Below are 26,836 nucleotides of genomic sequence, written 5' to 3' on the forward strand. Positions count from 1 at the left end.
CCCACGTTATTCTTTTATGAAATTATAAACTTCTTTTACTCTTAAAATTCCTCTAAGAGAATTACAAAGAAACACCAAATCCGATCGAAACAAATCTTCCAAAGAAAGAGTTTTCTCGTAAAATCCTTTTCGTTTTAAAAGACGATTTCTAAAAATACCGGGAAGTAAACCTGAAGACACCGGAGGAGTAAAGTAAGAATCTCCGATTTTCACAAAAATATTACTGATACTTCCTTCGATGATTTCTTTTTTTTCATTCAAAAATAAAATATCAAGATGACCCGCTTCTCTGGAACGTTTTCCTTCCCGGTCGTATATTTCTCTTAAATTTGTTTTATGTTTTCTAAACTCCGAAGAGGAATCTATTAAAATATTACATACTTTTAATGTTCCTTTTTTTTGGAGGTTTTCAAATATCTGAAATTCATATGTAAATTTTCCGAAAGAATTTAAACTAATCTTTACTCGATAAGAACCAGAATTTGGGCAATTTGTGGAAACTTTTTTTAAACAAGAAATCCATTCTTGTTCAGAAAAAGGAAATCCGAATTTTTTAGCTGAATTTTTGATTCTTTGTAAATGTTCTTTCTGAAAATAAAATATTCCATTTTTATAAAGTATGGTTTCAAAAAGAGAAAATTTGTTAGAAGCTTCAGTAAAAAATTTCGCCTTTTCTAAAATTTCAAACCATTCTTTTTCAGGATCGGAATCCCAAGTAATTCCAGAACCGATTCCAATATTTCCTTTTCCTTTTTTTAATTCTAAAGTTCGGATTCCGATCGAAAAAACTGCGTTTTGGTTTGGTTGAATTACTCCGATTGCTCCGGTGTAAATTCCTCTGGGTTTTTCCAATTCTCGAATCAGTTGCATCGCTCTGAGTTTTGGGGCTCCTGTGATCGATCCGCCTGGAAAAAGTTCTTTAAAAATATCTTTCCATTCGATTGAATCTGATAGTTCAGATTGGATTGTGCTTGTCATTTGAAAGATCGTTTTATATTTTTCCACCGAAAACAAGTTTTGAACTTGAACACTTCCTTTTTTACTAATTTTTCCCAGATCATTTCGCATTAAATCTGTGATCATTAGATTTTCTGCTTTTTCCTTTTCGGAATTGATAAGAGCCTGAGCATTTTTTTTGTCCTCTTCTGTAGATTTACCTCTTGGATAAGTTCCTTTCATTGGTTTTGTAATCAGAGTCTTTTCCTTTTTCTCAAAAAAAAGTTCCGGTGAAAAAGAAAGTATATCCGAGTTGTAGGTTCTAATCCAAGATCCGTAGGGAACGGGTTGTCTTTCGGATAGTGTTTTATAAAAAGATAATATATCTCCTTCAAAATCAAAAAAAATTTTATCGGTATAGTTGATCTGATAAATTTCTCCCTGATAAAGTTTGGCTCGAATCGTGTCTAAATTTTCGAAATATGTTTTACGATTTGGGATTGAGGAAATGTAAAAGCCGTAATTTTGAGAAGGTTCTGTTTCAATTTCAGAAAATTTTTCGGGGTTTTGGAAAATCGCAAAATATAAAAGCGGCAAAACGGTATCGTTTTCTTTCCAATTCATGTTGGAAAAAAAATAACCTGCCTCATAGGAAATAAAACCGGCTACATAATAACCTTGTTTTATATAGGCGTTTATTTCGTTAAGAGAAGTTAACAATGTATCAAAATGATAAACTTCGATCGTTTTAATTGGATTGCGGAAGATAATTTTTCCGAAAGGATGGAATCCTTCGTCAAAAATCATAAAAGGCTGGCCAGAGAATAGTAGTTCTTCGATTCTCATTATAAAACAAATTTAATTTGGATTGATCATTTTGTCTCTTCGTTTCAAAGAAATCGTAAAGATCTGCGGAATCATTTTTATTTCCGGAATAATCTATTATATTCTCGCGTTGATCGGAAGAAAGACTGCGATCTATCCGAGTTATGCTTCCGCGATTTGGCCTGCTTCTGGAGCGGCGCTTGGTTTCACTTTGCTTTTTGGAAATTATGCGGTTTTAGGAGTTTTTTTAGCTTCTTTCCTTTTTAACTTTGAAACGGATGTATTGTCCGGAGATAATTTATATCTTAGCTTTTTAATCGGTTTTTTTTCTGCACTTCAAAGTTATGTTGGAAAGGTAGTTCTTACTCGTAAAATTCCCGGATATAAAATTTCAGATCGTACTCAGTTTGTATTTCTTTTTATTTTTCTAGAAGCGATTGTATGTGTAATTAATGCAACCGGTTCTGTGGTTTCGATGTACTTTTTAGGAGAGATCGACTTATCTTCAATTCGTCAGAGTTGGTTGACTTGGTGGGTGGGGGAAGTGCTTGGAATTTATGTAGGAGCGCCGTTTATTCTTTTTTGGTTTAGAGGGCCGTACAAATTATTTCGATGGAAAGAATTTTTTGAATCTGCGACATTACTTTTTTTAATTGTATTTTTTTCTCTTACTTCATTCGATTTAGCTACTTCAGTTTTTTTCTTCAATTATTCCTTGGGCTATATTTTGATTCCTCTGATTCTTTGGTCGTCGTTTCGATTGGGAGAACGGACCAGCAGCTTGGCAGTTATTTTTTCTTCGATCATAGCGATCTTTGGAACGATTCCTACGCGGTTTGATGCAGGATCTATCGGGGGGACTAGCATTTTACTTCAGTTCTTTATCGCGGTTTTATCTATTACAAGTTTACTTGTTGTGAGTATGGTGAATGAAAGAAAAGAAGTAGAAGATCAGCTTAGGGTTTCTCATCAAAGTTTGGAAGAGAAAGTGGAAGAAAGAACTCATGAACTTCTTCGTTCTAATGAAATTCTTCGAGAGGAAATTCAAGAAAAAAATGAAGCAAGGGCGGCTCTTGAAAAAAGTCAGACTCGATATATGGGATTGTTTGAGCATCTTCCCGTTGCAATTATCGAAGCAGATTATTCCGAACTCAAACGAGTTTTAGATTGTCTTCCTCCTAACATTCAAGGAGACATTTTTTCCGATTACGTCGAAACACGTCCCGATTTTGTTCGGCATTGTTTTAATTCGATCCAAGTGATCGGAGTAAATCAAGAAACAGTAAATTTGCTGAGAGTCGGATCTGTGAATGAAGTTTATAAAGGTTGGAAATTTTTTTTCAGTCAGGATAACTTTAAGGTTTTTAAAAGAGTTTTAAGAAACATCCGTGAAAAATCTTATTTTTACGAAGTTGAAGTTGGTTTTAGAGTTAAGGACAATACCAGGCTCGACATTAAAATTCGCTGGTCTGTTCCGCCTGGTTTTGAATCTTCTCTTTCCAGTGTGATTGTGACTCTTCTTGATTTTACGGAAATTAAATCCGCGGAAAGAAAATTACAACTTTCTCTGAATGAAAAAGAGGTTATGTTGAAGGAAATTCATCATAGGGTAAAAAATAATCTTCAAGTTATCTCTTCTTTATTATCCATGCAGTCTGATTACGTCCAGGATAAACAAAGTCTTTCTGTTTTTATAGAAAGTCAGAATCGACTCAGAACTATGTCTATGATCCACGAGGAACTTTATCAATCCGAGAATTTGGGTAAAATTCAATATTCCGTTTATATTGAAAAACTTTTAAATCAACTTTTCCAAGTTTACGGAAAATCGGATTCGGTTGTGTTAGTCACTTTATTAGAGTCTTTAGATATTACGGTTAATCGTGCGATTCCGATCGGATTGATTATCAACGAACTAGTTTCAAATTCTTTAAAGTATGCTTTTCCGGAAGGTAGATCCGTTCCTAACAAACCGGAGTTAAGGGTTTCATTTTCCAAATCAGGTGAAAACTTAGAAATGCGTATTGAGGACAATGGAATTGGTATGCCTTTTGGTTTTGATCTGAAGGATTCTAATTCACTCGGATTAAAACTTGTGAATATACTCGTGAGACAATTGGGCGGTAAGATTGATTTTTCATCTGACTCTAAAAAAGGAACTCAGTTTAAAATTCATATTCCTCTTTCGGTTGATTTAGCTTGAAATATTTTTTATGGAAGTTTTTTCCATAAAAAATGAAATGTAATCACTCTTGCAGAAATTATAATTAGGTTCTTTAATTTTACAAACAAATTCTATTTTTTAAACTACTACATTAGAATAGTTAAATTTCTTAAACTTCCAAAGCTTTTTTATATTCCTCAATCAAAAGATCCGGGTCTTCATTACCAACGGAAATTCGGATTAGATTTGGATCAAGCCCGTTTTCTTTAAGAAATTTTCTTCCTTCGTCATGAGTTACCAAATCGTAATGAGCCAGATAAACGTAAAGCATATTGAGAGTAAATTCAGTGCCGAAACTCGGACCTTTTAATAAAGCAAGTCGATCATAAAACTTTTCTAATGGAGTTGAAAGTTCAATTGATAAAACTCCGGAATGTATATTTGGAAGTCTGGTAATTTTTTGGAAGTTTTTAAAAGAATTTGTCGATCCTGTCCAAAAAACTTTTTTAATACCGGGTTGTTTTGAAAAAAATTCTGCTAGTTTTTTAACATTCTCACTGATTTTAAGAACTCTTTTTTCATAATCTTTGATTTCATAAGCTAATCTTTCGCAATCTCTAAAATATGGTTTTTCAATCCATTCTTTACATAGCGGAAGAATCTCGGAGAACCAACTCGAATTTTTATTTAATACGACAGATCCCATCATAAGATCGCCGTTTCCACAGGCAAATTTAGTCAGACTTTCTACAATTACATCTACGTAAGGAAGAACGTTGATGACCGCCGATCCCGCTACTGAAATATCCACGATCAAAGGAATTTTGTAATGATCCACGATGGATTTAAGTTTTTCGTAATCCGGAACCAAAAGAAGTGGATTGGTAGGACATTCCGTGATAATTCCAGCGACTTGCTCCGAATTTTGTTTTAAGAATTTTTCCAATTCTTCCAAATCGGTGGCATTGTGAATTGTGTAAGAATCTTTTGTATATTTTTCTAATATTCTAATATTATCAACATATAACCAACCCAAACGAACCCAAATGGTTTTTTCTTTTTTTTGTTGAATCTGATTGAAAGATTCGAAAGCAGAATAAACGCCGTTCATTCCAGAAACGGAAAGAAGTATTTCAGGATTTAGATCTCCGTAAAAAGAAGATAGAGTAGAAAAAATTTTATTGACCGGATTTTCTTTTTCAACTTTCTCTCTGAAAATTTCTTGTAGGATTCCTTTTTTTAAAAGAAAATCTTCCGCCATTCTGGAAGAAGCAAGGCATCCGGTGTGTTGAATGAAAGAAAGGATTTCTTTTTCTAAATCTTTTAAATCTGGAATGACTAAGGTTGTAATTCCTTCGTCTTCAATAATTTCAAAGTTTTGAATAGAGAATTTTTGTACGATCCAGTTTGCGGCTTTTTTCGAAGAAACGATAAACTGAGGTGTGTTGATTTTTTTTGTATCTCGGTTGTAATCTAAAATTCTAGCTATATAAGAATGTGCAACAAATCTAGGATAACCGGATTTTAATCTAGAAAGAGTTTCCGTTCTTCTTTCTTCGTAACCGATCACATCTGACAGTTGTGGAAGACTTACGGAAACCGCGTGAATGTTCTCAAATGGAATTCTTTCTCCGCAAAGTGTTCGATGTGGTTCGTTAATTTCTTTTAACATTTTTATGGATTCCAGTGATTACGAATTTTTTAACCCAAGGTTTATTGAAATTTTAATGAGTTTGAGTTTCGGAAATTTTCCGAGCCCTATCTTCTTCTGTTAAGGCTCCGATCAATTCGTCTAAGTCTCCTTCCATAATCGCAGAAAGGTTATGACTCGTAAAACCGATTCTATGGTCCGTACATCTGCCTTGAGGAAAATTATAAGTCCTTACTCTTTCAGAACGATCTCCGCTTCCGATCATTTGTTTTTTGATCGCATCCGAAGCTTGTTTTTTGTCTTCGGCTTGTTTTTCTAGAATTCGAGCGCTTAAAATTCTCAATGCCTTTGCCTTATTTTTATGCTGAGATTTTTCGTCCTGACATGCAACTACAACTCCTGTGGGAATATGAGTAATTCGAACCGCAGAGTCTGTAGTATTTACGTGCTGACCTCCGGCACCGGAGGAGCGATATACATCGATTCTAAGATCGTTTTCGTTGATTTGAATTTCTTCCTCGTCTGCTTCTGGAAGAATCGCAACTGTCACCGCACTTGTATGAATTCTTCCCCCTGATTCTGTACTTGGAATTCTCTGAACTCGATGTGTTCCACTCTCGAACTTAAAAAAATCATAGGCACGATCGTCTTCCAAAGCGAAAATGATTTCTTTCAAACCTCCGATTCCTGTTGGAGAAGAATCTATGATTTCGGTTTTGATTTTTTGTTTGTCCGCAAATTTAGAATACATTCTAAATAAATCTGCAACAAATAAACCCGCTTCTTCTCCGCCGGTTCCGGCTCTGATTTCTACGAGAATGCTTTTCCCCGAATTTGGATCTGGAGGTAAAAGTAAAACTTCCAATTCTTTTTCCAGAACTTCCAGTTTTACGTTCGCTTCTCGGATTTCTTCTTTGAGCATAGAATGCATTTCTTCGTCTTTTTCGGATTGGATCAATTCTTCCGCGTCTTTTTTGTCTTTGTAGATTTTGAGATATTCTTCTACTTTGAGATAAAGAGGAGTGAGTTTTGATCTTTCCTTATAAAGATTTTTCAGTGAAGAAGGATCTTTTGCTTGATTTAACTCTTCACTGATTCGAAGGTATTTTTCTTGTATTTTTTCAAGTCTATCTATCATTGAATGAACTCGACCTTTCCTTTATAAATCAACGCACTCTATGGAAAACCATATTTCCGTCGCAGAAGTTTTTTCTGAAAAATTCCTATCCTTATTGACCGACCTTAGAGGATATCGAAGCCCATTTGGCAAAACCGTAGGAAATCCCTCCGAACTCATTCAAGAATGTATTCAAAAAGCTTCAATTCGAGCCGGTGCAATCGGACTTGGGCTTTCTATTTCTAAAAGTCATCTCGGTTATTTGGCTTTGTTACCTGAAATGATTTTATTCTATAGAATTCAAGGTCATCTTGTAAAAGATATTGCAGCTCTTTACGGAAAAGAATCTCAGGTATCTCCCGAAATTATGAGTTATTGTATTTTTCCGGATAAAAATCACGCCTTGATTCGTTCTATTGTCAGAGACGTTGGCACCAGAGTACTTGTTAGACCGGCTACTTTAGAAATCTTTCGTTCGATTGGTTTTCATCTGGGGTGGAAATTGTTTCAAAGGAATGGAAATTTTTCTTCAAAACTTTCATGGTTACCGTATATCGGCGCGGTTTTAAACGGAGGGATTTCTTTTTTAGATACAAAGACTAGTGGTCAAAGGGCTAATGAACTCTTTCAAAAGGAATTGGAATTTACGGGTCGATTTGAAGAATAGACTTAGAAAAATTTTTATAATGGCATTTAACGGTGTTATGATACAAAATAAAAAATTTCTAAGTTGGATTATCAGTATATCATGAAATTTAAATCTATTTTAAAAAATAAAATTGAATCTTATTTTTTTACATTTTTTTTTAACACCTATCTTTTTTCTCATGAAAAGATAAAAAGCAGTAGTGTTTTGTTTTTTCTTAAACAGGTTTTTATAAAAAAGAACACGATCCTAGTTTTGTTTGCGATTTATTTTTTAAATTTCTGTAAAAGTAGTCACGAAACTTTTATCGAAGAAATTCAAGAACTAGTCGAACAGGAAAAATACGAAAAAGCTTCGGAAAAATTGAAGGAAAAACTTCAATTTCCTAAAGATAGAGATGAACTTCTTTCTGCGGAAGCTCCGGATTCCGCTCGGATTATAGAATTTTCAAACGATCGTTTAAAGCTTGTTTGGACTGAAGATCAAAAGATTTTTTTTCAAGATCTCGCAGCGGGAGAAAATAATTCCAGAAGTTTGGATCAGATCCCTTCCAATCTTTCTCTTTCTCAAAATGCGAATTATGCTTTAGTTGAATACACGATGCAAGCTTCCGGCGGTTGCAGATATGTAGCTATTTCTTTAAAAGATTCTAGTCTTTCTTATGAAGCAGGCGCTCAGGTTTCCTGTAAAAGTCGAGGATCGATTTTGCCGGACGGATCAAAAATTTATTACTTTGTAGACGATAATCTCTATGAAGAGAAAACGGTTGAACCTAGAAAACCAGTTCTTGTTTTAAACAAAGAAAAAATCGTATCACCTTTTCCTAATTTAAAAACACGCTTTTTAATGTATCCTTCAGGAAATTCTTTTTTAATTTTTTCAGGAAATGCAGGCGCATATAATTTATATTGGTTTCATCCTTTTCAAAAAACGGCGGAAAAGATAGATAAGGATATTCTTAGTCCAATTTTATATTATGGAAATGGAGAAAGCGCTTATTATATCGGTGGAGAAATTGGTAAACTACATCTAAGAAGAATCAATTTTTCTTCCAAAACTAAACCGGTAATTACAAAACTTTTTACTGTTAGTCGAAAAGAAATCAACCCTTGGAAGTTATCTAAAAAAAATGAGTTTTTATCTGGTTATTCGGGAAAGGTGCATCTTTGGGGTCCTGCAAAAAAAAGTCAAAATCTTCCGATTTTATGTGAGCGTATTCTTTTGACAGGAGACGATCGGATCGTTTGCGAAGCAGAACCCGGACAGTTGTTTCTTAGCAAATTGGATTTTCAGCCCGAAGATTGGAGTATCTGGAAACTCTATGAAGAAGTAAGAAGTAAATAACGTGAGTTCAGTGTAAGAGGTTCGATTCGTTTTATAAAAACCTGATTTTTCCATAAAAAATAAATGTGGAAATTCCCGATTCAAATCACAAAAAATGAATGTTTAAAAATTGATTAGAGTTACTGAAAAATGAATCTCCATCAGTTTCTTTTGTATGGAAACGTTGATTAAAACAGCGTTGTTAATCTGAACTATAGATTTTCAACAACTCTATTATACTGCTTAATCTGCGGGAATTCTCACCGACCATGGATTTACCAGTTAAACTTTGAAAATTGTGGGAACTATTACAAAAAGAATCACCATCTATCCGATTTTTACACAAAAACGCTGTTTTGCGGCCATCATCAAAATTTAAATCTCATTTTAACGTGAGTTCTGATTCAGAAAAATTTTCTAAAAGTATGAGTTTCTACAATCTTAGAATTTTTTCTTAAAATCGTCGTTTGCAGTAGTTCCCACATTTAAAGAATCAATCTGTAAAGTTGAGATTCCAACTTTTTTCAGAATCATCAATTCCTTACCCCGAGTTCACAGTATCTAAAATTTCATGAATTATCAATATTATATTTTAATAATTTTTTTATATAAGAATTTCTTTAAAATATTTAAGGTTATAAGAACAAATTTAAAATTAGAGGTTCTCTGCTGTTTACTCCCGGAGTTGAAGAGCCGTATCTAGTTTTGATATAACTTCCTCCTCCGTAATTCTGATCCAAAAAAGAACCTGAAGGGATAATTCGAATTGTTGATTCTAAATTGGATTTTATAGCCCATTCTTTTAGATCCGTTTCAGAAGGATTTTCACCTAACACGATCACTCTTGAAACGAAAGTTTTTTTCACTTTTTCTTGAAATTCAGGATTTTTAAACTCATCCAAATAAAAAATTCCAAATCTTGCAAAAGGAAATTGATAAGTTGTGAGTGATTTGTCTTCGCTTCTGTTAGACTCCGTTTCTATTTTTTGGAAAGCGGCTAAATTTTTCTTCCAAGTTATCGTAGGGGTTCTAGCTAATACGTTTTCTTTAAAAGTGATTTGTTTGTTAGGATCAAAAATATAAACTACTTCTTTCCAAGTTTTGAGATCAAGATTTGAATTTTCAATCGGCATCAAAATCGAACCCGGTAAAATATAAACACCGTAAGTTCTGGATAAATTGGAAAAAATTCTTAAATATGTAGAACTAGGGTCTAACTTTTTTTCCATATTCAATCCAAGTATAGATTTAAAAAGAATTTCTAATTTAATAAAATGGAATGCTTCTTCGAGATTTGTTTTTTTAAAAACTTCTTGGCGAGAATTTAAAAAATATAAAAAACTTCCGGTATGAGGAGGAAAAACGACTAAAGTATTCTTTTTTAAAAGCCCGTTTTGTTTGGCTTGTTTTAAAGGAGTTTCTACAGATTTAAGAAATCTTTCTTCTGAAGAAAAATTTTCCAACCTCCATTCCGGCTGAATTACAACTACGTTTCCTGCGTTTTTATCATAGCCATTTGTTAAAATTTGATATTCCTTATGGGTGAGGGTGTTGTATTGTTCCGATGAAATTTGTTTTCCCGAAAAGATATACGCAATTCCTAAAAAAATAGGAATTAAGATGAATGAAGCAGCTACGTTTTTCCAAAATGGAATCATATTCTTTTTTTCTAATGCACTAAAGAGGCGTATTCCTTGAGATATAGATTTACCGCGTCGAGCATATATTCGGTAAATAAGGGACTTGGTTCGTAGGTTTGAACGTTTTCCCACGCGATATAATCGTGCTCATCGGAAAGAATGATGTCCCCTCCTAGATAATCCGCGTGATAAGCGATAATGATACAAGGAAAATTTCCTTCGTTAACTCTGTGTTTGTGGATAAACAATGGCTTTGGAGAAACTCGGATTTGTACTTGCAAACCTAATTCTTCTTCGATCTCGCGTTGCATGCTGAGGCCCCAATCTTCAAAGAATTCATTATCGTTCATTCTTCCTCCGGGTAGATCTCCTAAACCAGATTTGCGATCTCTGAGAATTAGAAGTTCGTCTCCTTTTCTTAGGAAAAGTTTTTGGGTAATCTGAAAAAAGCCGTGTTTGCTCATTCATTCTCCGGATTTCCTTACAAGGGCTGATATTTTTTCCTTGCTGACAATCATTTTTATCCTGGTTCGTTATTTTAGGAATTTGATTGGTCAAGTACAATCGAGTTGTATTATAAAGTGTTGTTTCATGTAAATTCGATAAATACAATGTGAAAGCGATTATTATGTTGCGACTGCAACATTGAGTTTAAATTCCGAAGAAATTGGAACAAAAAGAACTCATTGAAACGCTTTTTACGAAAGCGTTTCAATGAATGAGCCTTTTTAAAACTATGAAATTTACGAACTGCAACGACGTTTTTAAAAAGTCGTTGTATTGAGTTTTTTTATTCGACCAGATTTTCTTTCTCTGAATTCATATGAGTAAAGTATAAACTATTAAATAGGTAGTACTTTATTGGAGTTATTGAATAATTAATTCCCCTTCAGCTTCCGTTTCATGAAACGGTCAATTGAAGCAGTTTGTTGATCTGAATTATGAAATTTTTCAACAACTCTATTATATAGTTCTAAGTAATAGTAATGCAAATGTAAGTTTGGCGTAAAAAATTAAACTTTTATAAGGAGGCTATCTTGAATACTAAAGATGGAAAAACTACCTTAAATTCAGATTTGGTTCTGAAATTTTTAATGTTTAAGAGTTTTACAGTAAAATTCTAGATATTCGAAATTTTCCCGTGGATTTTCTTAGAAAAGTAATGCGAATCAAGACTTTAGAGAATTAATATATAATGAATTTATATTTTTGGGGAGTTTTATTTTATTATGTCTAGAGTTTTTATTCTAAATCTTTACTTCACAAACTAATCTAGTAATATATTGTTGGACATATTTTTACGCAGCATTTTCTTCAAATTGAACAGGACTTATAAACCCTAATGAGATATCTTTGTCTATTAGAGTAAACATCTAATGATCAAAAAATATTTCTTTCGCTTCTTGAATTTTATAAAAGTAATTATATTCTATTTCTCTTTTTGGAGAGTTAAGTTTTAAGATCGATTTGAATAGAAAAATGCGAGAATCAAAGTTAAAATAATGAATATTAAATTAAGTATAAAACCAGAATGAAGTTGTTTTCTTTCTGTCGGTTTTAAAAAATAAGCTGCAAAAATTACAGAAATAAAACCTCCTAAATGTGCCCAACGTGCCACTCCGTCCTCCGTAAAAACATTGGTAATGTCCGAATAAACCATAATCCAAGCGACTAAAAAAACCGGAAACGGAATGTTTCTTTGATTAAATCGTAAAGAGAAAGGAGAGAGTAACGCGGCTACTGCGGCAATTCCAGAAATTGCACCGGACGCACCCACAACCGGAGTGGAGTCATGTAAAATCACTCCTCGGATAAAAGAATCCAACAAAGAAGAGATCAAAGCCGCCATAAAGAAAAACAAAAGCCATCTTCCTTTTCCGGCTTTATATTCTACTGCTCTTCCAAGAAAGAAAAGATAAAACATATTTCCAAATAAGTGTATTAAACTTCCATGATAGAACACGGCTCCGATCCAAGAGAGAGGTTGAATTTGTCCTGGATGATTTAAAAAATAGTGTCGAATCAAATGTTCGGGAAGAAAAATGTTCACGATAAAAAAAGTCGCTACCATTAAAAAAACGAAAAAAGTAGTTAAAGGAAATTCAAAAAGAAGAATTCGAATCAAAACGTTTTTGTCCCCTCGAGAAATAACGAATTAGATAGGACTTTAAAATGATTTTTAACTTGATAATCATTATTTCCTATCTCTTGTTCCCGAATCCAGCGTTGTAGAATCGCGTCCGTAATTTCCACGATTGTCTAGATATAATTTTATTTTCGGTCAGATCCAGATTAAATTGAGAAAGAATCATGAAAACGTTTTCTAATATTTTTAAATTATTTTCCCAATCAGTTACGATTAACTCAGGGCTTGTCTCATTGAAAACCAGAAGGAAAAAATTTGTAAAAAAATCAATCGCCAAATCAATTTTATCCTCCCAAAATTTGAAAGATTAGGTTTAAAACAGCGTATTTATTTTGAAAAATATTGATATAAAGACCGATTGGAATTTTCGCTTAGACCGTGATCCTATTTGTGGTGACCGCCTCGATTCTTTTTTTCTAAAAGTTTAGCAGTCAAGTCTAGAATTTTTTGAACTTCTTTCTATTGGGTTGAGAAACTTTCGAAAATGAATAAAGTAAAACTATGAGTTTATTCTATTCAGACTATTTAATGGAAAAATTTTGAATCTTTGTAAAATCTAAAATTCATTTTTATAAAATGATACTTTCAATCCATAATAAAATATGAATGTTTCGATATTTTTCCTAATTCTTTAGAAAAATAGAAATCTCTAAAGAAATTTTACTAAATCCTGAACTATTTAAGATCCGTTTCTTCCATTTCAAGAACCGTACTAACGGAGAAAAAATCGCTTGAATCTCAATCAAATAAAGGAGTAAACTATGTTACTGGACTTAATCCATAAAATTCCGAATCAAATGGAAGAGATATTGGGTCCTGAAGGAAGGGATCAATTTTTGGCTTTTTTAGAAGAAGCATTGACTGCCTCAAAGAACGCAACTCTTGAAATTAGTTTCCAACAATATGAAACCTTTTTAAAGTCCGAGATCTCACAGGTAGATTTTGTAATTAAGCAGTTGAAAACAACTCTATCGGGAGAAATTGAAAAACTTCGTTATGAAGTGGCTGTTAAAGTTATGAATCTTCAAGGAGAAATTTTAGATCTTCGTGCCGAGATAAAAATAAGTTTCAGCGAAGTAAATTCTAAAATTCTAAAGCTTCAACTTGAATTCGAAATGGAAACCGTTAAAATTAGAAAGGAACTTGGAGATTTTTATTCTGGTCTAAAAACCGAAATTGCTGATCTTAGGGCAGAATTAAAAACTGAAATTGCAGAACTTAGAGCAGAAACAAAAACTGAAATTGCTGATCTTAGGGCAGAATTAAAAACTGAAATTGCTGATCTTAGAACAGAATTAAAAACCGAAATTGCAGAACTTAGAACAGAATTAAAAACCGAAATTGCTGATCTTAGAACAGAATTAAAAACTGAAATTGCAGAACTTAGAGCAGAAACAAAAACCGATTTTCTAGAATTACAAAAGTCCATTGTAGATATTCACAAAACAATTGCTGCTCAAACTCGTTGGATTTTAGGTGGTATGTTAGGAATCGCAACACTTTCCGCAGCCATCGGAAAAATTATAAACTAAGAATCTTATTTTTGCCGAAGAAGGGACTCCGCCCCTTCACAGTCTCGCGTCGTGCTCGACTGGGTTCCGGGGCGTCTTTCTCGCGTGCTCATCCATCCATGGATTCGCATCGCGTTTTTTCGTTTCTTACGGAAACTCAAAACGCTCTCGCTCGAAAGCTTCGAGTCCATGTTTATATTGTTAAAATTATTTTTGCCGAAGAAGGGACTCGCCCCTTCACAGTCTCGCGTCGTGCTCGACTGGGTTCCGGGGCGTCTCGAACTTGCCTCAGCACATCGTATGCTTCGGTCGCGTTTTTCGCTTTTTAGGAAAGCTCAAAACGCTTTCAAGTTCTCGCTTCGAGTCCATGTTTATATTGTTAAAATTATTTTTGCCGAAGAAGGGACTCGAACCCCCACAACCTTGCGATCGCTGGCACCTGAAGCCAGTGCGTCTACCAATTCCGCCACTTCGGCAATTTATAGTGAGAAATTGCTCCTACAATTTCGATAGGTTTGGCTTTTACGTCATCCATTATTTTGGAATTCATTGACAGGCAAGTTGATTGGATTCTATGATCCAGTTAGAATGAAAGCAGAGAGAAAAACTTCCGAAACCGAGATCAAATTGGAAATGAATCTTCGAGGAACCGGTCAATATCAGTTTGATACAGAGATTCCTTTTTTCGAACATATGCTTTCACATATTTCCAAACATGGATTGATCGACCTGAATCTTTGGTTAAGAGGAGATATTGAAATAGATTGTCATCATTCCGTGGAAGATACAGCGATTTTGATGGGAACTACAATTCATAAACAATTGGGTGATAAAGCCGGAATTTTTAGATACGGACATTTTACCCTTACTATGGATGAGGTTCTTACGACCGTAGCCGTGGATTTAGGCGGTAGATACTTTTTTAAATACACCGGACCTGAACTAACAGGTAAATTCGGAATTTATGATGCAGAACTTTCTTTGGAATTTTTACAAAAGCTTGCTCTCAACGCAAAGATGAATTTACACGTAGTCGTTCATTATGGAGATAATAAACATCATATTCACGAATCTATTTTTAAAGCTTTAGGTAAATCTCTCAGAATGGCGATTGCACAAGATTCCGCGTCCGCAGGCGCAATTCCTTCCACTAAAGGTGTTTTAGAATGATCGCCATTCTGGATTACGGAATGGGAAATATTCATTCTTGTTTGAAAGCCGTATCTATTTATACTAAAGATTTTGTTTTTACAAAAGATCGTTTAACGATTGAAAATTCAAAAGCTCTAATATTACCAGGTGACGGACATTTTGATAAGGCGATGGAGAATTTAAATTCGACAGGACTTCGGGAAACGATTGATAAACACGTAACTTCCGGAAAACCTCTTTTTGGGATTTGTATCGGTTTTCAAATTCTTTTTGAATCTTCAGAGGAGATTGCTCAAGGTTCAAAAAAAGAACAGATCGAAGGTCTAGGATATATTAAAGGTAAGATCAAAAAATTTCATGGAAAAAATTTTAAAGTTCCGCATATCGGTTGGAATCGTCTTCAAATTCGTAGAAAAGATAAAAGTATTCTTTTAAAAGGAATTGGAGATCAATCTTTCTTTTACTTTATCCATTCTTATAGACCTACTGAAGCCGAAGGAAATGCAATCACCGGGCTTTGTGACTACTACCAGGAAAAATTTCCAGCCGTCGTGGAAAAAAATAATGTTTTCGGAACGCAATTTCATCCCGAAAAATCGCATACTCATGGACTTAAACTTTTGGAGAATTTTATTCGTTTTGTATGATTGTAATTCCTGCTATAGATTTATTCGATAATTGTGCAGTTCGTTTATTTAAGGGGAACTACGAAGAAAAGAAAATCTATTCTTCTGAACCTTGGAAACTTGCGGAAAGTTTTGCCAAGAATGGAGCAACTTTGCTTCATCTGGTAGATTTAAACGGTGCTAGAAATCAACTTGGTATCAATGAACATTCTATTTTGAAAATCCGAGAAACTACTTCCCTCAAAGTGCAGTTAGGTGGTGGAATTCGTGACAAAGAAAAACTGGCTTATTACGATAAAATTGGGATCAATCGTTTTATTCTTGGAACCGCCGCAGTTACAAATCCCGATCTTTTAAAATACGCACTCGATAATTACGGAAAAGAAAGAGTTGTGGTCGCAGTCGATGCAAGAGACGGGATTGTAAAAATTGCAGGTTGGGAAAAAGATTCAGGTATTCATTACAGAGATTTATTAGAGCAACTTGTAAAAGCAGGAATTGAACATGTTGTTTTTACGGATATTGCTCAAGACGGAACTCTCGCAGGTCCAAATCTGGAAGCATATAGAGAAATTTTAAATTCTTATCCGTTTCAAGTAATAGCTTCCGGTGGAATTGCATCTCTGAAGGATTTAATGGATCTTTCTTCTCTCAAAACTAAAATTCCCCTTTATGGAGTGATCACTGGAAAAGCTTTGTACGAAGGAAAATTGGATCTCGCAAAAGCAATTTCTTCTATTTAAGGAAACGAAAAATAGAATTAGATTTTTCTTTTCATCTAAAATGGAACCATACATAAAGGTAAATCTATCTTATTAAAAGATCTGGGATATTCATGAATCAATTTTCTAAAAATAAAATATCGATCATACTTTCCGTGTTAGGACTGATTTTTTCTTTTTTACTCATCCAAAAATATTATGGTGACCCTGGTTCGGTAGGAGAAACTCTTTGCAACGCACTGAGCGAATCCGGTTCTTGTGATAAGGTTTCCGAAAGCGCTTATTCTGCGATCCGAAACGTTCCCGGCTTAGGAGACCTTCCGATCGCTTTGTTTGGTTTTCTTTTTTACGGCTTTGTGGGTTTTCTTTTTATATTATCGGAGATCAAAAAAGAATCCGCAGAAGTAAATCTTAGATTAGCATTTTATGTTTTAGTTCTCGGCCTTATTGCTGACTTAGGATTGTTTTTACTTTCCGTTGGAGTAATTAAAGCATTATGTGGCCTTTGTGCTGCAACGTATTTAGTAACGATTGCACTTCTTGCCGTTAATTTTACTACATTTAAATCTATTCCGGATAAGTCGATAGGTACTGTTTTAAATTCTTTAAATGGAAATATTTTCAATCTTATTATCGTTATACTTTTCTTTTTTGTCCTTGGTCTTTACGGAGGAAAAATTTCTACGGGTGGAGCAAGGCTTGTATCCGGGGCCGCCAATGGAGAAAAATCCATTCCAGAACAATTAAAAGAATTTGGAACAACTCCAACGGTTTCCATTGATTTGAAAGATGCTCCCGTAGTAGGTGATCCAAATGCACCGATTACGATTGTAAAATACGCAGACTTTAATTGCGGCCATTGTATGCATACGAGTAAGATTTTAAAATCTTTCTTAAGCGAATATAACGGAATTATTAAAGTCGCTTATAAAAATTTTCCTTTGGATGGAAACTGTAATCGTCTTGTAGGAAGAAAATCTCCAGAAGCGAGTTCTTGTGTGGCTGCGAGTGCGGCGCTTTGTGCTAATCAGCAGAAAAAGTTTTATCCGGTTTATACTGGTCTTTACGATGATAACGAAGCTGGAGTGATGCACACAGCAGTAACCGTTACTCGTCTCGCCGAAAAAAACGGGCTGAACATGGATCAGTTTAGATCTTGTATGAGTTCTACAAAAATTAGAGATCAAATTAATCGCGAAGTAGACGAGGCCGAAAAACTGAAAATCAATTCGACTCCTACTTTGTTCATAAATAATAAGCCTCTTCCAAAAAGTGGAACTCCTAACGTTGAATTTTTACATCAACTGATTCGGCAACTTATTAATTAGAGTACATCTTTTATCTAAGAAAAGATGGAGAACGAAAAACGATTCTGCAGGAATTGCGGTACGCATATCTTAGCGGAATCTATTCAGTGTTTATTTTGTGGGTCTTTTCAATCTTTAAATTCAATATCTTTTTTTCGTTATGCTGCCGAAAGTAAGTTTTTGAGAACTAAAATTCTCTATCCAATTTTACCTATTTTGAGTCTGCTTCTACTTGTGGTTCATGTTTTGACTCGTTTTGAAAAGATCCCAATTTTATTGTCCATTTTGTTCTTTGTGTGGACTTTCATTTTTTCTATCTCTGGTTTGATTGGCGAATTGATTCTAGATCTAAAATTCCGAGGAGATGTAAAAGATTTTAAAGAAGGATTTATAGAATGGCAAAAACGTCTTTATGATCGTTCTCCTTATTTTTCCTATTTTGGAATGATTTTGTTCGTTGCCGTTCCTTTGATCCGATGGCAAAACTCTCTTTGGTTTTCTTTGTCTTCCGCATGTATCTGGACTTTGTTAATTTCCTTTATTTTTTTGGTCCTCCTTCCCTTAGTTTAGAAAATTATTTATTACTAAAGTAATGAATAACGTGACTAGACGTAAAAAAGACCGGGTGAATCCCGCCAATAGTCTGTAAAAAAAGATTCAATGAAACAGGCGGGACCGGGGCTCTCAGCTTCAGTCAAGTTATTGTGTAATATAGTTATACATTCAATTTTTTTAATTTCAATAACTTGACTCCACAACGCGACCCAGGGAACTCAGCGAATGCCTCTCTAAGGATCGGCATTCAGGAAAGCGTTGTGTTGAGTTCATTCATCGATCCCTTTCGCGCTAATTCAAGTTAAATAATAATACTCTCAAAAATAATAGAGTTGTTGAAAAATTAATTCTTTATCAGTTTGCGTTTCATGGAAACGGTCGATTGAAGCAGTTTTGTTGACCTGGACTATGGAATTTTTCAACAACTCTAATTTAGAATTGTTGTTTGAGAGCGATGTGTTTTTATTCGGAAAACGTAAAAATTTGAGTTTTGGTGTTTTTCGATTTTATAGAGGTTTCTAAAAATAGAACTTTCATATTCTTAGATTTTATGAATTCTGTTTACTATGTTTAGATTTTCTATTTTAAAAAAGATTCTCTTTGGAATTTTAATTTTACTTTCTCTATCGTTTACTCTAATTTTACATACAATTTTTTTTAAACCTATTACACTCAGATTATTTTATGAAAAAATTTTTTGGGAATCAATTTTAGAAGATCCAGAATATCTGACTTCTCTTGGTATTTTAAATCGTTTTGAAATAGGAGGTTATCAAAAAAAACTTACCGATATATCGATCGAAAAACAAAAACAAGATTTAGAAAAAGCGAAAAAAAATCTGGAGATTCTTTTATCTTACGGAAAAGAACATTTATCAGGACAAGAGCTACTTTCTTTTGAAATTTTAGAATGGTTTCTTCGTTTAAAAATTTCTGGTGAAAGATTTTTATTTCACGATTATCCTGCGAATCAATTATTTGGAGTTCAAAATCAAATTCCTACTTTTTTAGCTACACAACATCCTATCACATCTTCTCAAGATGTAGAAGATTACATCGCAAGATTAGAAGCCGTTCCCAAAAAGATAGATCAACTCATAGAAGGAATTTTATTTAGAGATAAAAATGGTATTTTACCACCTGAATTTATTTTGGATCGATTGATCTCGGAAGTCAAAGAGTTTGTAACGGTTCCGGCAAAGGAGAATCTTCTTTATACAACATTCGAAAAGAAAATTAAAAAGATAGATTCGGTTTCTGTGGATTTTCAGAATCGTTCTTTAGAACGAGTGAAACAATCAATTGAATCGAAAGTATATCCTGCATATTCAAAATTACTAATTCTTTTTTTAGAACAGAAAAAACACGCCGATTCAAGGGCTGGAGTTTGGAAACTTCCGGACGGAGATCTTTATTATATTCACGAATTGAAAAAACATACTACGACAGAATTGACTCCAGAAGAAATTCATAATATAGGATTGTCGGAAGTTTCTAGAATTCAAAACGAAATGGAAATGGTTCTGAAAAGGGTCGGAAAAAATAGGCCTATTCCAATTGCCATGTCGGAACTTAGAAAGGATTCTAATTTTTTATTTCCCGATAACGAAGAAGGTAAACTTCAGGCTTTAGAAGAATATAAGAAAATTCTAAAGGACTCACAAGAAAAAACAAAATCTTTATTTTTCAAAATGCCAAAAAGTAAGGTTGAAGTAGAAAGAATTCCGATCTTTAAAGAAAAAACCGCTCCAGGAGCGTACTACGATGAACCCGCGTTAGACGGTTCTCGACCAGGTATTTTTTATGCGAATCTTCGGGATACAAAGGAAATTCCTAAATTTGGCATGAAAACTTTGACGTATCACGAAACAATTCCCGGACATCACTTACAGATTGCAATCATGCAGGAACTAAAAGGGCTTCCTCGTTTTAGAAATACAATTACATTTACTGCTTATGTGGAAGGTTGGGCCTTATATGCGGAACGTCTTGCAAAGGACTATAATTTTTTTCAAGATCCATATTCGGATTTAGGAAGGCTTCAAGCGGAGTTGTTCCGTGCGGTGCGGCTCGTCGTTGATACAGGTTTACATTATAAAAGGTGGAGCAGAGAACAAGCGATCTCTTATATGATGCAAAATACTGGAATGGCTCCGAAGGACGTGACTGCAGAAATAGAAAGATATATAGTTTATCCCGGTCAGGCCTGTTCCTATAAACTCGGAATGTTAAAAATTTTAGAACTCAGAGAAAAAGTAAAGGTTCATAAAAAGAAGACTTTCGATATTCGAGAGTTTCATTCAGTAGTTTTAGACAATGGTTCTTTACCACTGAACGTTTTAGAAAAACTTATACAGGATCAATTGTTAAGCGACCAGGAAAAAAAATAAAACAAATAGAAATTTCTATAAAACAATTTTTTGATTGGATGATAGTCACCAACAACAATTTTATTCGGTAATTCAATTAGAAAGTTTTTAGATTTTGTAAACGGCTCTTATATAGTAGCAACGTTTTGAAATTAATTTTAAGTTTTATGAAATAGCGGAGTATGATTTAGAGTTTTATCTTTTCCTGTGATATAGGATTGTTCGATAGCTGCGTGTAAATATTCTTTTGCATAATAAATTGCTTCGATTAAATTTTCTCCTCGAGCTAAATAAGAAGCAATTGCAGAAGAATATGTACATCCTGTTCCATGTGGATAAAACCCGTTTACAAACGGTTTTTCGAATTTAGAAATTTTTTTACCATCGTATAAAATGTCGATTGCAACTTTCTCATTTTGTAGATGGCCTCCTTTTAAAAGAGTTGGAACTTTAAATTTTTCAAATATTTCTTTTACAAGATCAGGCATTTCCGCACTTGTATTTATTTTTTTTCCGGAAAGAATTTCTGCTTCGTCTAGGTTGGGTGTGATTAGGTCCCCAACCGGGATTAACTTTGTTAACAAAACGTCGATCGCAGAATTCTGCAAAAGTTTTGCACCGCTTGTAGCTACCATTACTGGATCGATTACTATGAAAAAATTGTTTTCTTCTTTTTTTCTTTTTGAAAGAAGAGAACTCGTTTTTTCAATAATAGATGTAGAAAATAACATTCCAGTTTTGATTGCTTTCACTGGAAAGTAATCCAGAACAGCTAAGATCTGTTTTTCTAAAAAATTTGCATCTACTTCTAAAATTCCAGTAACACCCGAAGGGTTTTGAGAAGTCAGACAGGTAATTGCGGAGGTTCCGAAAGTACCCAGAGCTGTAAACGTTTTTAAATCTGCTTGAATTCCGGCTCCTCCTCCAGAGTCCGAACCTGCAATTGTCAGCGTGACCGGTTTTATGTTTTTATTTTCCATTCAATTTCTTTAATGTATTTTTAGAGCAAATTTTTTACCAAAAAAATCAAGTAAATAATTTGAATTCATAATTCTAAAATTTATTTTTATTTCTTTTGTTTAACGATACTTATAGATTTCGGTTTCCTTTTTTTAGGAAGTGATTTAGATGGAATCATATCTGGCCAACCAAATACTTCCCAATCTATTTTGTCCGCAGAATTGAATTTGATTCTTTCATCTTCAAGAATTTTCTTTTGTAAAATCGAACGCCCTGTATCTCCTCGAAAGGAAATTTTTCCCTGACTATTGATAACCCTCTGCCAAGGTACTTTTTGTTCTTGATCTTTAGAAAGAGCGTTTAACGCGTATCCGACGGCGCGAGCTGCTCTGGGCTTTCCTAAAAGTGCCGCTATTCTTCCGTAAGAAGTCACCTTACCTTTGGGAATTTTTTTTACTAAAACGTAAACTTCCTTAAAAAATGATATTTCCGAATTTATTTTCTTATGTTTCACGTTATTTACTCTAAATTTGATTGTTTGATTTTACGATTAGAGTGTTTTTTCAAAACTTTAAGGGAACTTCTATAAGACTTCAGATTTTGTAGAGATTTCTTTAAAAGAAATTGTTTATATTTTAGAGTAGATTTATAAAGAAATTTGAATGTATAAAAATTTCCAAAAAACATTTTGTTGTTCTAATTTAAATATTTAGAATATTTTTTACGAATCATTCTTGTATACATTAGAGTTGTTGAAAAATTAATTCTCCATCAGTTTATCTTTGATAGAAACGGTCAATTGAAGCAATTTTGTTAAACTGGACATAGAATTTTTCAATAACTCTATTTTTGATTTCTAATTCTTTTAAAAAAACCTTTTTATGATTCATTAATACAAGCTATCTTAAAAATATCTTAAATCATTGCAATCTGCATTTTAAGATAAAATATTTTTGAGATAGCGCTTGTAAATATTTGAATCTTAAAAATAATCTTTCTAAGCTATTATAATTTTTTATCTTTTGCAGCCACTTTAGCTATGTTATTTTCCGGGTTAATTGGTAATTCCACTCTAAAAATGGTTCTCCCAGGATTCGAATTTAAAGTAATCTTACCTTTATGTTTTTCAACGATTCCTTTAACAATTCCTAAACCAAGTCCCGTTCCTTCTCCTTGATCTTTGGTAGTAAAAAAAGGATCCCATACTCTATCTTGAATTTTGACGGGAATTCCCGGGCCGTTATCTTCGATTTCAACAACTACATAATCATTCCAAGGAAAAACTGAAATTCCGATTTTACCTTTCCCTTTTAAAGCCTGAATCGAATTTTGAATAAGATTTGTCCAAACTTGATTCAATTCATCCGGGTTACAGATAACAAGTGGAATTTCCTGAAAATTTTTAATTACCTCGATTCCATATTTTATTTGATTATTAAGAATAATTAATGTTGTTTCCATACCTTCTATAATATTCGAAGAAGAAAAAGTTTTGGATTGATCTAAATGGGAATAAGACTTTAGCGCTTTTACAATTCTAACTATGTTTCGAATTGCATATCTTATATTTTTGATATTTCGATTGATATAAGCGGCGTTTTTTAACATAAAATATCCACGATCATCATCTTTTAAAATAATGTTATAAATATATTTCCGTTCTTTACCAATCTGGTTTTCTATAATAAAATTTGAAAGTTCAGAAGTTAGAGAAGGACTAAAGTTCATACTTTTCATTTCTTCTTTAAGTTGATTTTTTAAACGGAATTTTTCTTTCGAATCCAGTTCCGATTTTTTTTTATCCCGAAGCAAATGAAGTAAAGCGAGTTCGAAATTTTTTCTAAGTTTTCTATATCTAGCAAAAAGAACGACGTCAAAAACGTTTTGAACCAGATAGTTCATGTTTTGATCTAAATTATCTGCGGCACCGTTGATCACACCCGCTGGCGTATTGATTTCGTGTGCGATTCCGGCTACCATGATACCGAGAGAAGCCATTTTCTCCGACATGATCAATTGGGACTGTGTTTCTTCTAATTCTTGAGTTCTAATCTTGACTTTTTCTTCTAAGGTTTCGGTTAACTCAACTAGACGTTCGTAAAAAATTGCGTTTGAAAGCGCCATTACCGAAACGGAACGTATTTCATTCAATTTATTGATTTCGGAAAGTGTATAATTTTTTCGATTTTGCTTTTCACCTAACACGATCATTCCTAAAAGACTTTTATTGAGAATTAAAGGAATCACTAATTCGGCTTGGGTTTGTGTAAAAAAATTCTCAGCGGAATTTCGAATTTTACTTAGATTGTAATTAGTTGTAAATTCTTTAAAGTCATAGATCCTATCGTTTTCTGTAATCCAAAGAAGAAACGGATCAAAGATAAAAAATTGAATTTCTCCTGAATCTGGAAAAGGAGCGAATTTACCCATTTCTTCCTTCCAAAGAAATACGATAACTTTTTTTGTCGGAATTATGGTTTGGATAAATTTTAGAATTTTTTCGCATACAAGTCCTGTTAGATTTGTAGAGATTAAATCGTTTTTAAATTGATCTAAAACCGAAAGGTATTTAACGATTTCGCTATTGGAAAATTGAAGGAACGGAAAAATCTTTCTTAAAAATTTACTAGAAGTGAGTTTTAAAACTCGAACTGAAACGATGTAAATTGTAAATCCGAAAATCGCTCCGGTTAAAAGTGTAATAAGAAGTTCATAAGATTCCAAAGAAAAGAAATGGAATGACCGTATAGTTAATGTGGAGATAAGCTGAAAACAGACTATCAGAAGAATTAAATATACGATGGGCCCTAAGGCGATGAGTCTTCGGGTCGTCATTACAGTGCATAGAAATCATGTTAGAGTTAGATTCCTCAGTCAAAGAATTTTTTACCATCTCCCGAGTTTATGGAGCATACTACGAAATTTATTCTTCAAAACGAGGAATCGTAAGAGCTTTCCTACGTGGAAGGTTAAGAACCATTGCCGCTCAAGAAAGACATCCTTTTGTTGTAGGAGATAAAATTCTAGCCGAGTTTTCAGCGGGGAAAGACTGGGTAATTTGCGAAAGATTGGAAAGAAGTTCTTTCCTAACACGTAAAAGTAGAGAAGGGGATACGCAGGTTTTATGTGCAAATGTGGATCAAACGGCGGTTCTTGCTTCTTTAAAGTCTCCCGAAACAAAAGACGGTTTCTTGGATAGATGTTTGGCGGCGGTTTTTGCCTCTGGAACTCAGCCTTTGATTTTATTTACAAAATTGGATCTCGTTTCCGAAGCCGAAGCTGAAAATCGTATGAAAGTCTATCGAAATTTTGGGTACAAAGTACTGGGGATTTCCTGTACAACTGGTCAAGGAATTCCTGAATTACAAAAATATCTGCACGGAAAAATGACGTTTCTAGTCGGAAATTCAGGAGTTGGCAAGTCTACTTTAATCAATCTATTGACTCAAACGCAGGTTCAGAAAACTTCTGGAATTAGCATTTCGAAAGATAAAGGGAAACATACCACTACAAATTCTCTTTTACTCGTTTTAGAAGATGGCACGGCGCTAATCGATTCTCCAGGAATTAAAGAATGGGGGATTCTCCATTTAAAAAAAGAAGAAATTCTGGAAAGTTTTCCCGAACTTTCCAGTCAAAAAAAACATTGTGAAGAATCAAATTGTTGTAAATTATCTTCCGACTGCGCGATGTTATCCGCTTTAGAAAAAGAAGGATTAACTTTGGAAAGAAAGAAGAGTTTAGAATCGATGCTTACGAGCCTGGACAACCCGCATAGAGTCACACGGAGAGATAGGATTTCAAAATGAAAGTGACACATTCTTGTTTGGAGTTTGATTCGATTGAAGATCTAATTGATTTTACTAAAGAATTTGAAACCGGGTCCATGTTACGGTTTCTTTCTCCGATTGAAGACAATTCTGGAAATGTACTCGTTAAAGAAGAAGTTCAAATTAAGGAATCAACTCTTGCTCGTTTAAGAGATATTAAAGGGCAATATACTCCTAAATTTGAAGTTAAATTAAATAAGGAACTTTTAGAGCAAATCCAGAATATACTCGCAATAAAGATTGTAAATCAACTCAAAGTTACGGACATGAAATTTCTGAAATTTATGTACGAAAACACGAATTATAATTTTAAGGGAATTGTTCGAAATTCATTACTTTCTAAAAAGATGGTTTTGGCTCTTTTAAAAGTTTATAATCAAAATCTAAACTTCTTTAAATATATAAGCGAATTAGGTCTTTTGAGTCTCGGAATTGTAATGATTCCTGATACGATGAGATTCAGACTTCTTAGAAGATACGCATTTACCGCGGGAATTCTTATGGACGTTCCTCGAATCGGAGTGGATAAATTTACTAAATTACCTTCCGACGATAACGAGAAAGTCAGAATTGCACATAAGTGTTCTGATATATTACAAAAACTCGATCTTATCGAATTTACGTACGGATCGATTTCTAATCACATGCCTCTGGGAATGATGGAAGATTCGGCTTCAAAAGATAAAACCGTTGCACCTAGTGAAAATATAGACGAAACTTTTTTGGACGATATTATTTCAAATGACGGTGAAAGTGATAGTAAAGGGGACGGTTCTAGGGAAGACGCGATTCCTGAAAAATCCTACGATTTATTCCAAGCCTTATTGACCGACGCCTTGAAGTTGGCCCGTTACATTGCAAATGTTAGTCACAATGCAGTTGATAAGGATTATGTAATGGAGGAATTAGTCTATTATATCGCTTACAATACTTCTAAAAAATATTTCGACGAACTTCTAGCAAATCCTCTCGTTGCCACTTTCAAAGAATTTGAAGTAAACGTTAAGAGACTCAGAAAAATTGCGGAAGTAGAAATGAAATGTGTCTACCCTCCTTCTGCTTGGGCGTATCCTAAGCCGAAGTCTAGCCAGGTTCTTTGTAAAAACAAGGTGTGGGATTGTCCCAACATCGTTATGGGTTGGGATATTCACGTAATTACAGCCCAAGAAGCTTTCGGTTGGGTAGGAACCAGTTTACCTGTCGATAATTATCCAAAGTGTAGGTTGGAAGAAGAATTAGACGCAATTATGGTCGAACCTGAAAAACCGAAAAAAAAATGAACTCGTGTATAAACGTTAGTTTTTTTCTGTAAAATACTAACATTCTTATGATATATTAATTCTAAGTTCTTGCAAT

The 26,836-nt window shown here is 33.9% G+C and carries 21 protein-coding genes, 1 tRNA gene and 2 pseudogenes; 12 read left to right on the forward strand and 12 right to left on the reverse strand.

Translation table 11 applies throughout. The annotated features are described in order from the left end of the window. Positions 1 to 6 precede the first annotated feature (6 nt). Complete coding sequence (gene pabB, locus LEP1GSC059_RS00715) at positions 7 to 1,782, reverse strand: aminodeoxychorismate synthase component I (RefSeq protein ID WP_036056760.1); 1,776 nt, start codon at positions 1,780 to 1,782, stop codon at positions 7 to 9. Between the two features lie 31 nt (positions 1,783 to 1,813). Between pabB and LEP1GSC059_RS00720 the strand changes: the two genes are divergently transcribed. Next, positions 1,814 to 3,964: an MASE1 domain-containing protein gene (locus LEP1GSC059_RS00720; RefSeq protein ID WP_017215106.1), complete on the forward strand. Its 2,151-nt coding sequence runs from the start codon at positions 1,814 to 1,816 to the stop codon at positions 3,962 to 3,964. A gap of 130 nt (positions 3,965 to 4,094) precedes the next feature. Here the strand turns inward: LEP1GSC059_RS00720 and LEP1GSC059_RS00725 are convergent, their stop codons facing one another. Continuing rightward, complete coding sequence (locus LEP1GSC059_RS00725; RefSeq protein ID WP_002179335.1) at positions 4,095 to 5,597, reverse strand: aminotransferase class I/II-fold pyridoxal phosphate-dependent enzyme; 1,503 nt, start codon at positions 5,595 to 5,597, stop codon at positions 4,095 to 4,097. A gap of 52 nt (positions 5,598 to 5,649) precedes the next feature. Continuing rightward, the gene (prfA, locus tag LEP1GSC059_RS00730; RefSeq protein WP_002154096.1) at positions 5,650 to 6,714 is read right to left on the reverse strand and encodes a peptide chain release factor 1; all 1,065 of its coding nucleotides are present in this window, start codon (positions 6,712 to 6,714) and stop codon (positions 5,650 to 5,652) included. 40 nt (positions 6,715 to 6,754) lie between these two features. On the opposite strand from prfA, the gene LEP1GSC059_RS00735 reads away from it, so the two are divergent. Both LEP1GSC059_RS00735 and LEP1GSC059_RS00740 read left to right on the forward strand, forming a co-directional pair. After that, positions 6,755 to 7,360, forward strand: coding sequence for a hypothetical protein (locus LEP1GSC059_RS00735; protein WP_002154107.1), 606 nt, complete (start codon positions 6,755 to 6,757; stop codon positions 7,358 to 7,360). A gap of 81 nt (positions 7,361 to 7,441) precedes the next feature. Next, a complete protein-coding gene (locus LEP1GSC059_RS00740) occupies positions 7,442 to 8,683 on the forward strand; it encodes a hypothetical protein (protein WP_020980100.1) in 1,242 nt (413 codons plus the stop codon). Positions 8,684 to 9,297: 614 nt separating this feature from the next. Here the strand turns inward: LEP1GSC059_RS00740 and LEP1GSC059_RS00745 are convergent. The 5 genes and pseudogenes from LEP1GSC059_RS00745 to LEP1GSC059_RS23870 all read right to left on the reverse strand — a co-directional run bounded on the left by LEP1GSC059_RS00745 (position 9,298) and on the right by LEP1GSC059_RS23870 (position 12,614). Continuing rightward, a complete protein-coding gene (locus LEP1GSC059_RS00745; protein WP_017215109.1) occupies positions 9,298 to 10,320 on the reverse strand; it encodes a hypothetical protein in 1,023 nt (340 codons plus the stop codon). A gap of 11 nt (positions 10,321 to 10,331) precedes the next feature. Beyond that, positions 10,332 to 10,766: an NUDIX hydrolase gene (locus tag LEP1GSC059_RS00750; RefSeq protein WP_002179279.1), complete on the reverse strand. Its 435-nt coding sequence runs from the start codon at positions 10,764 to 10,766 to the stop codon at positions 10,332 to 10,334. Positions 10,767 to 11,600: 834 nt separating this feature from the next. Then, a pseudogene (locus LEP1GSC059_RS23865) lies at positions 11,601 to 11,750 on the reverse strand (IS3 family transposase); the annotation flags it as partial. A gap of 8 nt (positions 11,751 to 11,758) precedes the next feature. Next, positions 11,759 to 12,427, reverse strand: coding sequence for a rhomboid family intramembrane serine protease (locus tag LEP1GSC059_RS00755; RefSeq protein WP_002179403.1), 669 nt, complete (start codon positions 12,425 to 12,427; stop codon positions 11,759 to 11,761). Continuing rightward, positions 12,405 to 12,614: pseudogene (locus LEP1GSC059_RS23870) on the reverse strand (hypothetical protein). Before LEP1GSC059_RS23870 ends, LEP1GSC059_RS00755 begins: the two are co-directional and overlap by 23 nt. Before the next feature lie 595 nt (positions 12,615 to 13,209). Here LEP1GSC059_RS23870 and LEP1GSC059_RS00765 point away from each other — a divergent pair. Beyond that, positions 13,210 to 13,980 (forward strand): LA_3696 family protein, encoded by a 771-nt coding sequence (locus LEP1GSC059_RS00765; RefSeq protein ID WP_017215111.1) that lies wholly within the window; start codon positions 13,210 to 13,212, stop codon positions 13,978 to 13,980. 371 nt (positions 13,981 to 14,351) lie between these two features. Here the strand turns inward: LEP1GSC059_RS00765 and LEP1GSC059_RS00775 are convergent. Continuing rightward, positions 14,352 to 14,435: transfer RNA gene (locus LEP1GSC059_RS00775), tRNA-Leu, on the reverse strand. A 73-nt stretch (positions 14,436 to 14,508) separates the two neighbouring features. Between LEP1GSC059_RS00775 and hisB the strand changes: the two genes are divergently transcribed. The 6 genes from hisB (at position 14,509) to LEP1GSC059_RS00805 (ending at position 20,711) form a co-directional block, all read left to right on the forward strand. Next, positions 14,509 to 15,129, forward strand: coding sequence for an imidazoleglycerol-phosphate dehydratase HisB (gene hisB, locus LEP1GSC059_RS00780; protein WP_002179520.1), 621 nt, complete (start codon positions 14,509 to 14,511; stop codon positions 15,127 to 15,129). Beyond that, positions 15,126 to 15,758: an imidazole glycerol phosphate synthase subunit HisH gene (gene hisH, locus LEP1GSC059_RS00785; protein WP_002179106.1), complete on the forward strand. Its 633-nt coding sequence runs from the start codon at positions 15,126 to 15,128 to the stop codon at positions 15,756 to 15,758. The genes hisB and hisH overlap by 4 nt, the downstream gene beginning before the upstream one ends. Further along, entirely contained in the window at positions 15,755 to 16,480 is a 726-nt protein-coding gene (gene hisA / locus LEP1GSC059_RS00790) for a 1-(5-phosphoribosyl)-5-[(5-phosphoribosylamino)methylideneamino]imidazole-4-carboxamide isomerase (RefSeq protein ID WP_002179389.1), read from the forward strand. The genes hisH and hisA overlap by 4 nt, the downstream gene beginning before the upstream one ends. 92 nt (positions 16,481 to 16,572) lie before the next feature. Then, the gene (locus LEP1GSC059_RS00795) at positions 16,573 to 17,787 is read left to right on the forward strand and encodes a vitamin K epoxide reductase/DsbA family protein (RefSeq protein WP_017215113.1); all 1,215 of its coding nucleotides are present in this window, start codon (positions 16,573 to 16,575) and stop codon (positions 17,785 to 17,787) included. 24 nt (positions 17,788 to 17,811) lie between these two features. After that, positions 17,812 to 18,336 (forward strand): hypothetical protein, encoded by a 525-nt coding sequence (locus LEP1GSC059_RS00800; protein ID WP_017215114.1) that lies wholly within the window; start codon positions 17,812 to 17,814, stop codon positions 18,334 to 18,336. Positions 18,337 to 18,887: 551 nt separating this feature from the next. Next, positions 18,888 to 20,711 (forward strand): DUF885 domain-containing protein, encoded by a 1,824-nt coding sequence (locus tag LEP1GSC059_RS00805; protein WP_017215115.1) that lies wholly within the window; start codon positions 18,888 to 18,890, stop codon positions 20,709 to 20,711. A gap of 137 nt (positions 20,712 to 20,848) precedes the next feature. Here the strand turns inward: LEP1GSC059_RS00805 and thiD are convergent, their stop codons facing one another. The 3 genes from thiD to LEP1GSC059_RS00820 form a co-directional block, all read right to left on the reverse strand. After that, the gene (gene thiD / locus LEP1GSC059_RS00810; RefSeq protein ID WP_017215116.1) at positions 20,849 to 21,670 is read right to left on the reverse strand and encodes a bifunctional hydroxymethylpyrimidine kinase/phosphomethylpyrimidine kinase; all 822 of its coding nucleotides are present in this window, start codon (positions 21,668 to 21,670) and stop codon (positions 20,849 to 20,851) included. An 86-nt stretch (positions 21,671 to 21,756) separates the two neighbouring features. Continuing rightward, positions 21,757 to 22,164, reverse strand: coding sequence for an MGMT family protein (locus LEP1GSC059_RS00815; RefSeq protein ID WP_017215117.1), 408 nt, complete (start codon positions 22,162 to 22,164; stop codon positions 21,757 to 21,759). Positions 22,165 to 22,655: 491 nt separating this feature from the next. Next, positions 22,656 to 24,485, reverse strand: a complete 1,830-nt coding sequence (locus LEP1GSC059_RS00820) for a sensor histidine kinase (protein WP_081099746.1) — start codon at positions 24,483 to 24,485, stop codon at positions 22,656 to 22,658. Between the two features lie 17 nt (positions 24,486 to 24,502). Here LEP1GSC059_RS00820 and rsgA point away from each other — a divergent pair, with 17 nt between their 5' ends. Together rsgA and LEP1GSC059_RS00830 are read left to right on the forward strand one after the other, a co-directional pair. Beyond that, entirely contained in the window at positions 24,503 to 25,459 is a 957-nt protein-coding gene (gene rsgA, locus LEP1GSC059_RS00825; RefSeq protein WP_002179336.1) for a ribosome small subunit-dependent GTPase A, read from the forward strand. Continuing rightward, positions 25,456 to 26,760, forward strand: a complete 1,305-nt coding sequence (locus LEP1GSC059_RS00830; RefSeq protein ID WP_002179553.1) for a hypothetical protein — start codon at positions 25,456 to 25,458, stop codon at positions 26,758 to 26,760. Before rsgA ends, LEP1GSC059_RS00830 begins: the two co-directional genes overlap by 4 nt. Positions 26,761 to 26,836 lie beyond the last annotated feature (76 nt).

The organism is Leptospira noguchii serovar Panama str. CZ214 (genome assembly GCF_000306255.2).
GTDB lineage: Bacteria > Spirochaetota > Leptospiria > Leptospirales > Leptospiraceae > Leptospira > Leptospira noguchii.

What these genes read in the sequence shown, in the direction of transcription:
- hisA (WP_002179389.1), top strand. Translation starts at nt 15,755, where the DNA reads ATGATTGTAATTCCTGCTATAGATTTATTCGATAATTGTGCAGTTCGT.
- LEP1GSC059_RS00800 (WP_017215114.1), top strand. Translation starts at nt 17,812, where the DNA reads ATGGAGAACGAAAAACGATTCTGCAGGAATTGCGGTACGCATATCTTA.
- LEP1GSC059_RS00725 (WP_002179335.1), bottom strand. Translation starts at nt 5,597, where the DNA reads ATGTTAAAAGAAATTAACGAACCACATCGAACACTTTGCGGAGAAAGA.
- hisH (WP_002179106.1), top strand. Translation starts at nt 15,126, where the DNA reads ATGATCGCCATTCTGGATTACGGAATGGGAAATATTCATTCTTGTTTG.
- LEP1GSC059_RS00745 (WP_017215109.1), bottom strand. Translation starts at nt 10,320, where the DNA reads ATGATTCCATTTTGGAAAAACGTAGCTGCTTCATTCATCTTAATTCCT.
- LEP1GSC059_RS00750 (WP_002179279.1), bottom strand. Translation starts at nt 10,766, where the DNA reads ATGAGCAAACACGGCTTTTTTCAGATTACCCAAAAACTTTTCCTAAGA.
- prfA (WP_002154096.1), bottom strand. Translation starts at nt 6,714, where the DNA reads ATGATAGATAGACTTGAAAAAATACAAGAAAAATACCTTCGAATCAGT.
- LEP1GSC059_RS00830 (WP_002179553.1), top strand. Translation starts at nt 25,456, where the DNA reads ATGAAAGTGACACATTCTTGTTTGGAGTTTGATTCGATTGAAGATCTA.
- thiD (WP_017215116.1), bottom strand. Translation starts at nt 21,670, where the DNA reads ATGGAAAATAAAAACATAAAACCGGTCACGCTGACAATTGCAGGTTCG.
- LEP1GSC059_RS00740 (WP_020980100.1), top strand. Translation starts at nt 7,442, where the DNA reads ATGAAATTTAAATCTATTTTAAAAAATAAAATTGAATCTTATTTTTTT.
- LEP1GSC059_RS00820 (WP_081099746.1), bottom strand. Translation starts at nt 24,485, where the DNA reads ATGACGACCCGAAGACTCATCGCCTTAGGGCCCATCGTATATTTAATT.
- LEP1GSC059_RS00735 (WP_002154107.1), top strand. Translation starts at nt 6,755, where the DNA reads ATGGAAAACCATATTTCCGTCGCAGAAGTTTTTTCTGAAAAATTCCTA.
- LEP1GSC059_RS00765 (WP_017215111.1), top strand. Translation starts at nt 13,210, where the DNA reads ATGTTACTGGACTTAATCCATAAAATTCCGAATCAAATGGAAGAGATA.
- pabB (WP_036056760.1), bottom strand. Translation starts at nt 1,782, where the DNA reads ATGAGAATCGAAGAACTACTATTCTCTGGCCAGCCTTTTATGATTTTT.
- LEP1GSC059_RS00805 (WP_017215115.1), top strand. Translation starts at nt 18,888, where the DNA reads ATGTTTAGATTTTCTATTTTAAAAAAGATTCTCTTTGGAATTTTAATT.
- LEP1GSC059_RS00795 (WP_017215113.1), top strand. Translation starts at nt 16,573, where the DNA reads ATGAATCAATTTTCTAAAAATAAAATATCGATCATACTTTCCGTGTTA.
- rsgA (WP_002179336.1), top strand. Translation starts at nt 24,503, where the DNA reads ATGTTAGAGTTAGATTCCTCAGTCAAAGAATTTTTTACCATCTCCCGA.